This window comes from Brevundimonas sp., from assembly GCF_016463485.1.
Taxonomy (GTDB): Bacteria; Pseudomonadota; Alphaproteobacteria; order Caulobacterales; family Caulobacteraceae; genus Brevundimonas.
Window position 1 is genome coordinate 1 of the sequence record NZ_JAEMRD010000168.1, and the last position, 6,712, is coordinate 6,712.

At 67.6% G+C, this 6,712-nt stretch carries 6 protein-coding genes; 5 read left to right on the forward strand and 1 reads right to left on the reverse strand.

The annotated features are described in order from the left end of the window. From JHC99_RS16630 to JHC99_RS16645, 4 genes are all read left to right on the forward strand, one after another. The coding region (locus JHC99_RS16630; RefSeq protein WP_292155743.1) for a M10 family metallopeptidase C-terminal domain-containing protein at positions 1-905 on the forward strand (905 nt) is incomplete at its 5' end. A gap of 161 nt (positions 906-1,066) precedes the next feature. Beyond that, positions 1,067-1,447: a hypothetical protein gene (locus tag JHC99_RS16635; protein WP_292155744.1), complete on the forward strand. Its 381-nt coding sequence runs from the start codon at positions 1,067-1,069 to the stop codon at positions 1,445-1,447. 89 nt (positions 1,448-1,536) lie between these two features. After that, the gene (locus JHC99_RS16640; protein ID WP_292155745.1) at positions 1,537-3,171 is read left to right on the forward strand and encodes a DUF1570 domain-containing protein; all 1,635 of its coding nucleotides are present in this window, start codon (positions 1,537-1,539) and stop codon (positions 3,169-3,171) included. After that, on the forward strand, positions 3,168-4,685 hold the full coding sequence (locus JHC99_RS16645) for a hypothetical protein (protein WP_292155746.1): 1,518 nt from the start codon (positions 3,168-3,170) through the stop codon (positions 4,683-4,685). The genes JHC99_RS16640 and JHC99_RS16645 overlap by 4 nt, the downstream gene beginning before the upstream one ends. 3 nt (positions 4,686-4,688) lie before the next feature. Here the strand turns inward: JHC99_RS16645 and JHC99_RS16650 are convergent, their stop codons facing one another. Then, entirely contained in the window at positions 4,689-4,844 is a 156-nt protein-coding gene (locus tag JHC99_RS16650; RefSeq protein ID WP_292155747.1) for a hypothetical protein, read from the reverse strand. A gap of 199 nt (positions 4,845-5,043) precedes the next feature. On the opposite strand from JHC99_RS16650, the gene JHC99_RS16655 reads away from it, so the two are divergent. Further along, positions 5,044-6,651 (forward strand): DUF1570 domain-containing protein, encoded by a 1,608-nt coding sequence (locus JHC99_RS16655; protein WP_292155748.1) that lies wholly within the window; start codon positions 5,044-5,046, stop codon positions 6,649-6,651. The last annotated feature ends 61 nt before the right edge of the window (positions 6,652-6,712 follow it).

Sequence of the window (6,712 nt, forward strand, 5' to 3'; positions counted from 1 at the left end):
ATCCCCTGCTGGGCAATGACGGGGGCGACACCATCACCGGCGGCGGCGGGGCCGACGCCATCGCGGGCGGGGCCGGGCGGGATGTGTTCCGGTATGTGTCGCGCGGGGATTCGAACCAGCAGACCGGGTTTGACAATCTGTACGACTTCACCTCGGGCGAGGACCGGATCGATCTGACGGGAATCGGGGCGAGGTCCATCAGCATCCTGAGGACCGATAACGGGTCAAGCTTCATCTATGCGGAGACGGCGCAGGGCGTGTTCCTGACCACCGCCGCGAACCGGACGGTGCAGGCGACGGACATCACCTTTGGCGGCAATGTGAATGGTGTCGGGAATTTCGGCATCTATATGGTTGGATCGGGTCAGGCAGATACGCTGGTCGGGACCATTCTAAACGATCCGATCTCGGGTGGGGCCGGCGACGACACGATTACCGGCGGCGGCGGGGCCGATGCTCTTTTCGGCGATGCGGGCGCGGACACCTTCGTCTATCTGAGTGCATCCGACTCGTTCCAGGGCTTGTCCGACGGCATCTTCGGGTTCGTGTCCGGGACGGACAGGCTGGACCTGAGGGCGGTGCGGACGGGGGCGGCGGATACGTTCGGGATCGCATACCTGAGCGGCGGGTCGTATCTGTTCGTCGATCTGGGCGGCAACGGAACCAGCGATCTGGTCATCGGGCTGGCCGGGACGACGCTGGTGGCCGGCGACATCCTGTGGAACAGCGGCGCGATCGGCGAGGAGCCGGGGGGCAAGGCGGCCGGGCCAGAGGTGCTGCCCGTCGGGGGTGAGGGCGAACTGTTCGATGGCGAGATGTCGCTGGACCTTTCGCCGATGACCGGGCGGTGGATGCTGGACCTCGAAGGCGCGCGCGGGTTCCACGGCCAGGACTGGTATCTGTAGCGCCCCGCCGACGACGAGCCGCACGCGAGGTCAACGCCGCCCGGCGTCCCGGGCTAGGGCAGGAAATCCTTAACTGCGTTCGTGAACGGGACTGCAAGCGAGGGGGGCGTAAGGGTTGGACGTCGGCGAGAAACGTCGGCGGTCTGGCGAGTCATGCCCTCATGCTGTTCCTGCTCAACGACGTCGTGTTCGATCTGGACGAGGCCTCCCCGGTCTCGGCCGCCGACGCGCGCCGGTTCGAGCGGCTGGGGTTCGACTATGTGCTGGAGCTGGGGTGCGAGCTGTTCGCCGAGGATCCGATGATGCACCGGACCGATCCGGGGCGGGCGCGCCGTCTGGCCTGGCTGATCGCGGACCGGTCGCCGGAGGTGAATGCTGCCCTGTTTGCGGCACCCGAGGCGAACTGTAATCCCGACCTGGTGGAGCCGCGCTTCTGTGCCCTGCCCGACACGGTGATCCGTCAGTTGGGCCAGCATGACCGCAAGGGCAAGCTGGACGCCGTCGCCGCCGACCGGGCGGTGTGGAACCGCATGGCGGCCTGATCCGGCGTTTGCCCCACGGTCGCGCTTGACGGCGACGGGACCCTGGCCAAAGTAGCCCCTCTTAGGGTTGTGGGGCCGGGGACGTCGAAATGTTGAAGTTGATGGGGCGGATGCGTCTTCTGATGACCGGAGCAGCGGGGGCGCTTGCGCTCGCCGGCGTCGCTGCGGGCCCGGCGCGGGCCGAATGGCTGAAGGCCGAGAGCGAGCATTTCGTCATCTATGGCGACACCAGCCGTGGCGAAATCACTCGCTACAGCCAGAAGCTGGAGCGTTTCGACGCCCTGCTGCGCGCCTATTTCCCGATTCCGACCGAGTACGAGACGCCCAGGCTGGACATCCTTCTGGCCAACGGCGCCACCGACATGAACAGTATCGCGCCCGGCATCAGCGGCGGTGTGGCGGGTTTCTATGCCCCGGATTCGGGCCGCATCTTCGCCGTGGTCAACACGCGCAGCGAGATGGGCGATGTGGTGATCTTCCACGAATACGCCCACCATTTCATGTTCCAGATGACGGCGACGGCCTATCCGTCGTGGTTCGTGGAAGGCTTCGCCGAATACTATGGCATGTCGGAGATCAGGCCCGACCGGGTCAAGATCGCCCGCATCAGCCAGGGCCGGATGAACACCTTGGTCATGGGTGCCAACCGCTGGGCGCCGATGGAGGACGTGCTGCGCTGGCGGGTGTCGGACACCGGCCGCTATCGCGCGTTCGACTACTATGCCCAGTCCTGGGCCCTGACCCACTATATGCTGGCGACGCCCGAGCGGACGGCGAAACTGGGTCAGTATCTGGGACTGGTGAAGACGGGTGCCGATCCGGTGGTGGCGCTGAACACTGCCTTCGCCCTGACGCCCGAACAGTTGCAGGAGGAGCTGCGGCGGTATCTGCGCGGGGCGGTGAACGAGCTGACGCCGCAGATCCAGTTGCCCGAGGCGGAGGTGACGGTGAGCGCCCTGCCGGCCTCATACGACCGGTTGATCTGGTACGACTTCAGGCTGGATCGCGATCCGTTCAAGCCGGGCGAGCCGACCGAAAACGCGACCCAGGAACAGCGCCAGGCCCTGGAGCGTCGCAATCGCGAAGGGGCACAGGAACAGCGCGATCTGATCCGCGACGCCCAGGCCGACGCCGGACGCTTTGCCGGAGACCGGATGGCGACCCTGGTGAAGGCCCGGGCTCAGCGGCTGGACGGCAAGCCGGCCGATGCGCTGGATACGCTCAGCCCCCTGCTGACCGGACCGACCGAGGATGCCATCGCCCTGCGTCTGGCCGGGGAATGCCTGCTGGAAATCTCGAAGACCGAAGCCGACGCCACGGCCAAGGCGGCGATGCAGCGCCAGACGCGGACCTATCTGGCCCGCGCCGTGGAGGCCAATCCGCTGGATTTCCGAACCTATCTGGCGCTCGACGACAGTCGCCAGGGCGCGGCCGGCTATCCGAACGCCAACGACCTGTCGACGCTGGAGGTGGCGGTGGCCCTGGCCCCGCAATCCAGCGACACCCGTGTGCGGGCCGCCCGGGTCTATATGGCCCAGAACCAGCCGGTCATGGCGGTGTCGATGCTGACGCCGGTGGCCAACAATCCGCACGGCGGGTCGGGCCTGGGGCCCATCCGCGCCCTGCTGGCCCGCGCGCGCGCCGCCGCCGGCATGACCCCCGCCGCCGAAGGTGACGCCCCCGCGCCCTCTGACGAGGACGAAGGCGAAGGAGCCGGCGAGTGAACCGGGCTGCGTCCCGCTTGGCGGTTGGAGCCACCGCCCTGACGCTGGGCCTGCTGGCCGCCCTGCCCGCCTCGGCGGAGTGGCGCAGGGCCGAGAGCGAGCGGTTCGTGGTCTATAGCGAGGGGTCCGAGAGCACCCTGCGCAGCTATGTGCGGCGGCTGGAAATCTTCGACCGGGTGCTGAACGTCAAGCTGACCAACTCGATGGGCGAGGCGCCGGGGCGCAAGCTGCCGATCTATCTGGTCGGGTCGCGGGCGGGGCTGGTCAGGGTGCGGCCGGACGTCGGCGAGAACGTCGCCGGTTATTACATGACCAGCCGCGAGGACATCTTCGCCCTGGGCATCCGCGAGGCCGGGGACGAGACCCTGCTGCACGAATACGCCCACCATTTCATGTTCCAGAACTCGGCCTATCCCTATCCGTCCTGGTTCGTGGAGGGGTTCGCCGAATACTACATGACGGCCGAGTTCAAGTCAGACCGCGTGTTGCTCGGAAAGCCGAATGCCGCCCGGACGTCGTGGCTCGCGGGGTCGGGCTGGCTGGACATGCGGGCACTGCTGTCGACGCGACCGGGCAAGCGGGCACGGGGCAGCAACACCTATTACCCGCTGGCCTGGCTGCTGACCCACTGGTTCTGGGGCAATGTCGAGCGGCAGCAACAGCTGGACGCCTATCTGCGTGACGTAGGCGCGGGCGGCGATCCGGTGGAGGCGATGCAGCGGGTGACCGGCATGGACATCACCCAGCTGCGTCGCGAGCTGCGCCGCTACATGAACGGGCGGATCCCCTATCAGGCGGTGATCATGGACATCCCCGAGGTGCCCATGACGGTGACCGTCCTGCCGCCCTCGGCAGACGCGATGTTGCTGCTGGGGCAGCGGGTCAAGCTTCTGGACAAGGACGACGCGGACGCAGCGTCGGTGCTGGCCGAGGTGCGGCGTCAGGCGGCGCGGTTCCCCGGCGACACCCTGGCCGAACTGATCCTGGCACGGGCGGAGATGGCGGTAGGAGATGGCGCGGCCGGTGAACGCGCGGCGAACGCTGTGCTGGAGCGCGAACCCGACAAGGTCGAGGCGATGCAGCTTCTGGCGGAACACGACCTCGAGGCCGCCTATGCCAGTAACGACAACGACGAGCGCACCCGGCTGATGGTGCGGGCCCAGCGCCATCTCGGTCGCACGTTTCAGGTCGATGACGAGAACTATCTGACCTTCATGCTGCTGGCGCGGCTGAGATCAGGTCAGTCCGGCTATCCGAACGATAACGATCTGGCGACGCTGGAGTTCGCCCATGCTCTGGCCCCGCAGTTGCCGGATACGGTGCTGAACCTGGCCTCGGTGCTGATCGAGACGGGCCAGCAGGACCGGGCGGTGGCGATGCTGGAGCCCCTGGCCAACAGTCCGCACGGCGGCGGCGGTGCCTCGGCGGCGCGCGCCATGATCAATGAGGTGAAGGGGATCACCGCCGAGCAGGACGACGCCAGCGAGGGCGAGGCCGAGCCCGAGGGCGACTGACGCCTAGATCAGGGCGTTGAAGGCGAAGTGGAACGCGAATGCCGTAGCAACCAGGAAGGTGACGCCGGCCAGCAGGCACAGGCGCGGCTTGGTGGTGCGCTCGTGATGGTCGGACCGGTGCTCGGTCGAGTCACGGTCGTTCGGATGCAGCATGGCCATGGTCGTTTCCTTGTCTCCCCTTGCGGCACCCGGCTACGTGGCCGGAACGTCTCGCAAGGCGGACGATGACTCCAAAAGCCACGTTTGGCGAGCGGTTATTTCGCCGTTTGTCGACGGTCCTTCGAGGATGGAACCCGGACGGCTCCACAGGGCCTTCACGACAATGTCCGATTGCACGGCTAACGAAGTGACGGTGCCGGTGCCGCGCCGATCGTACCTCAGTGATTTCAAGGCCTTCATGCTGTTCCTGGTCCGCCGCCTTCGCCACGTTCTGATCCTGGCCCTGGTCGGGACTGCCCTGCCCGCCCAAGCCGAATGGCGGAGAGCGCAGACCGATCGCTTCATCGTCTACAGCGAAGGATCCGAGGCGGATTTGCGCGAGCGGGTCATCCTGTTGCACCGGTTCGACCGGCTGGTACGCAGCCCGTTCGGGCTCAGCGACACGCCCCCGGTGCGGCCCCTGACGGTCTTCATGCTGTCCGGTCGCGACGGGATGGAGGCCATCTATCCGGACGTGCCGGAGAACATCGGGGGCTGGTATTCGGCGACCCAGCACGGGATCTATGCGGCCCTGAACCGACGCAGCAAGGGCAATTCGCTGCTGCACGAATACGTCCACCACCTGACGCTCCAGAACTTTCCGGCCGCCACCCCGGCCTGGTTCACCGAGGGGGTCGCCATGTTCTATGCAACCGCGCGGATCGAGGATCGGGAGACGCGGGTCGGCTATCGCGACGAGGGGCGGGCGGCGGTTCTGGCCTATCTGCCGTGGATTCCGATGGACCGGCTGCTGTCCCGTCGGGCGCTGAGCGGCACACCGCAACAGATCGCGGCCTTCTATGGCCAGTCCTGGCTGCTGACCCACTATCTGTTGAGCGACCCCATGCGGCGTCAGCAGCTGGTCGCCTATCTGAAGGCGGTGTCCGAAGGCGTCCCACCGATGGAGGCGGTGCAGCCCACGTTCGGCATGACCCCTGCCGAGCTGGAACAGGCATTGCGTCGATACCGGTCCAGCTCCGTGCCCTATGCGGTCTATCCCACACCGACATCGGATGCGGTCGATATCCGGATCGAGACCCTGCCGCCGTCGGCCGATGCCCTGTTTCCGCTGTCGATCCGGCTGAACTATGCGCAGCGCGGCACGGATGGGCCGCAGGTCCTGGCCCGGGTCCGCGCCGCCGCCGAACGGTGGCCCGACGACCGGCTGGCCCGCATGACCCTGGCCAAGGCCGAGGTGGCCTGGGGCACGGCCGAGGCGGCGGAAGCCGCACTGACCACCGTACTGGCGGCCGATCCCGTCGACGTCGAGGCCCTGCGCTGGATGGCGCGGATGCGGATGACGGCGGCCCAGGCGCTGAGAGACGAGGCGGGCGGCCGCGAGCAGGCGGATACGCTGAACCGTCAGGCCCGCGCCTTCCTCAGCCGGGCCCTGGTGGCCGATCCCGATGACTATCGGCTGTATCTCGCGCTGGGGCGCAGCCGGCGGACAGCGCCTGACTATCCGACCGAGAACGACCTCAATATCTGGACCAGGGCCATCGGACTGGCCCCCCAGGTTACCGCCATCCGGGGCGAGGCTTCGGAAGTCTTCGCCCGGGCAGGCCAGATCGACACGGCGATCGCCCTGTTGCTGCCGCTGGCCAACGACCCGCACGGCGGCGCGATGGCGGCCCGCGCACGGGCGAACATCCAGGCGCTGCGTCCAGACGCCGAAGCCCCCGACGAACCCGAGGTGGTCCCGCCTGAAGGTTCCGAGGATGCGCCTGCGCCGCCCGAGCCCGTTGCTCCGGAGCCGGATGCGGGCTAACCGGCGGGCCCATGTCGAAACTCACTCTCGAACAGGAGGCCCTGCGCCGCAGGACCTTCGC

Excerpts from the sequence above, each read along its gene's own strand:
- JHC99_RS16635 (WP_292155744.1), top strand. The coding sequence starts at position 1,067 with ATGCTGTTCCTGCTCAACGACGTCGTGTTCGATCTGGACGAGGCCTCC.
- JHC99_RS16640 (WP_292155745.1), top strand. The coding sequence starts at position 1,537 with ATGTTGAAGTTGATGGGGCGGATGCGTCTTCTGATGACCGGAGCAGCG.
- JHC99_RS16650 (WP_292155747.1), bottom strand. The coding sequence starts at position 4,844 with ATGGCCATGCTGCATCCGAACGACCGTGACTCGACCGAGCACCGGTCC.